Raw genomic sequence first — 3,307 nt, 5'->3', positions numbered from 1 at the left:
CGCCGCCGGCCAGACCATCAACTACAGCTTCGTGGTCACCAACACCGGCGACGTCGACCTCACCAACGTGAGCGTCACCGACACCGCGTTCTCCGGGACGGGGACTCCCCCGTCGGTCTCCTGCCCGGCCACCACCCTGGCACCCAACGCGTCGATGACCTGCACCGCGACCTACACCGTCACCCAGGCCGACATCGACTCCGGCTCGATCACCAACACCGCCACCGCCACCGCCACCCCGCCCAACGGCAGCCCGGTGACCAGCCCACCCTCCACCACCACCGTGACCACCTCGCCGACCTCGCCGAGCGCGGGTCTCACCGTGGTGAAGACGGCCACGCCGACGACCGTGAGCTGGGCCGGCCAGACCATCGACTACTCGTTCGTCGTGACGAACACGGGCAATGAGAACCTCACCAATGTCGCGGTCACGGACACGGCGTTCTCCGGAAGCGGTGCTCCCCCGGCGATCTCCTGCCCCTCCACCACGCTGGCGGCCGGCGCGTCGATGACCTGCACGTCGAGCTACACCGTCACCAAGGCGGACATCAGGGAAGGGTGCATCACCAACACCGCCGTTGCCACCGGCCTCACTCCCGGGCGGCAGACGGTCACGTCGAGCCCCTCGTCGGCGACGGTGACGGTCACCGCGCACGTCCCCTCGCCCCGCCCGACCAAGCACCCGGTCCCGCCGGAGCACCTGCCCCCGACCGGCGCCGGGAGCATCCCGCTGGCCGTGACCGTGGGCGCGGTGCTGCTCGGTGTGGGTGGGCCGCTCCTGATCGTCAGCACCAGGAGGCGGCGCCGCCTGCGGGCCGCCGCCGAGGAGGGAACGGAGTAGACCGAGTGATCCACTGAACGGCCCTACCGGCGGCCCGGAGACGAACAGTCTCCGGGCCGCCGTCGTCGTGCCGGGCCCCCGGCGGCCGGTTCGCCCCGGGCCCGGCTCCGGCGCTTCCCTGTGGCCGGGGCCGGTTTTCGGTTTTCGTGGAATGGATGGCGGCCCCGACTTGCGCATGGGCGGCACGCCGGGTATGGGGAATTGACGAGCGATCATGCTCTCCTCAGTACAATCGTGCGTGCACTGTTCAAGGTCTGGCATATCTGCGCGTTAAAACCGCAGATCAGCCAATTCATGCGAATAGTCGCGTTCGCTGCGCTCGTGCGATCCGAATCGACCGCCAGTTCCCCCGGAGGGAGCCGCGGTCAAGTCCGGATCCCGAAAGCACCGCCCTGGGTGTACCGGCCTGAGGATGCACAAATGATCACGAGATTCTCCATAGCCTGACCGGCGCCGCCGGCGCGCCGAGACGCGCGCACAGGCCATCCGAGCAATTCGGGTCGGCGAAATCGGACAGTGACAACCTCCGCCCCGTTCCGCCGCTCGACCGCGCCACTGACGGTCGAACAGCCGGGGACGGACATTGCTGGATATCCCTAGGAGAAGCGATGCCCTTGCTGGCGATGATGCGGCCCGTATACAGACGGGCCGTCGTCGTACTGACCGCGGTCGCGGCCATGCTGATCTACGGCGGGCAGACGCCTGCGTTCAGCGCATCGATCAACGCGATCACCGGCGTCACCACCACCTGGCCCGGTTCGCCCTCGGCTCCGCTCCAGAACGGGACGCCGGTCACCAGCCAGATCACCTGGTGTGTTCCGAACGGCAGCCACGCGGGTGACACGTTCTCGATCGCCATGCCGCCGGAGCTGGTGAACTTCCCCTCCGGTACGCAGAACGTACTGGACAGCACCGGCGCGGTCATCGGTACCGCGACGATCTCCGGCAACCCCGCCGTCATCACGTACACCATGGGTTCGTACGTGGAGACGCACACGGACGTCTGCGGGACGACCACGGCCAGCGCGCAGTTGTCGACCGGTGAGACCGGCTCGCAGAACCTGGTCTACACGACGAACGCCGGGGTGAGCTTCACCACCCCCGTCACCATCATCCCCAATCCGCCCCGGGACCCCACCCAGCCACAGAAGTACGGGATCATCTACAACGGCACGGCCTTCCCGGCCACCAACATCGTCTGGGTGATTCACACCCCGGCGAGCACCACGGCCACCACCGCGCTCATCACGGACACGGCCCAGGCGGGCCAGGCCTTCAACTGCGCCGCCTTCGTCCCGGGGCTGACGCTCCCCTACTCGACGAACCCCGCCTCCACGATCAGCCAGCAGAATCTCAACACCACCACCAACCAGCTGGGCGGTGACGTCACCTACACCGGCACCGCGACCCTGAACTCGTGCACGGCGGCCGGCCTCTCGGTCACCGTCACCGTCCCGGCGAACACGAGTGTCGGCATCCTCATCCCGGTGACGGTCACCGACAACGCCCTCCAGCAGTTCTCGAACACCGTCGTGATCACCATGGGGAACGGCAGCCCGACGAGCACCGGCACCGCACTCGACAACCCGAGCTGGAACAACACCGGGAACGGGAACAGCATCTCGGTCATCAAGTTCTCGACCGCGGACGGCCCGACGGCGGGCGACTACGACACCGCCCCCGGCAAGCCGGTCGACCCCAACACCCCGATTCCCGTCACGATCACCATCACCAACATCGGTTCGACCAGCCTCAACAACGTCACGGTGACCGACACGACCAGCTCCGGGCCGGCGCTGACCGGCCTGACCTGTGACTTCTCCGCCCTGGGCGGTCCGGCCACCGGCACAACCTGGGCCGGGCCCTTCCTGGCCGGCACGACGTTCAACTGCACGGGGACCGTGCCGGGCATGCCGCCCGGCACGCAGGAGACCGACACCGCGACGGTCACCGCCACCGACACCTCGGGCGCCCAGGTCACGGGCTCCGACAACTTCAACGCATCGACGCCCCCGGCCGCTCCGGCGCTGACGATCGCCAAGTCGGTGACGCCCACGACGGTGTCCGCCGCCGGCCAGACCGTCACCTACTCCTTCCTGGTGACCAACACCGGGAACGTCGCCCTCACCGGCGTCGAGGTCACCGAAACGGCCTTCTCCGGCACCGGCACCGCCCCGACGGCCACCTGCCCGCAGACCACCCTCGCCCCCGGCGCCTCCACCACCTGCACCGCCACCTACACCGTCACCCAGGCCGACGTCGACGCCGGCGCCATCACCAACACCGCCATCGCCACCGGCACTCCGCCCAGCGGCGCCCCCGTCACCTCCCCGCCCTCGAACGCCGAGGTCACGGCGGTGCGGACGCCGATGCTGACGATCGCCAAGTCGGTGACGCCCACGACGGTGTCCGCCGCCGGCCAGACCGTCACCTACTCCTTCCTGGTGACCAACACCGGGAACGTCG

At 68.9% G+C, this 3,307-nt stretch carries 1 protein-coding gene and 1 pseudogene; both read left to right on the top strand.

Going from position 1 to position 3,307, the window contains the following annotated elements; genetic code table 11:
* Window positions 1–841 (top strand): annotated as a pseudogene (locus tag ACIO5D_RS30170) (hypothetical protein); the annotation flags it as partial.
* Between the two features lie 608 nt (window positions 842–1,449).
* The coding region (locus ACIO5D_RS30165) for an Ig-like domain-containing protein (protein ID WP_400799051.1) at window positions 1,450–3,307 on the top strand (1,858 nt) is incomplete at its 3' end.

The organism is Kitasatospora sp. NPDC087315 (genome assembly GCF_044744345.1).
Taxonomy (GTDB): Bacteria; Actinomycetota; Actinomycetes; order Streptomycetales; family Streptomycetaceae; genus Kitasatospora.
Note: the sequence above shows the minus strand (reverse complement) of the source record. Positions and strands in the feature narration are given on the sequence as shown.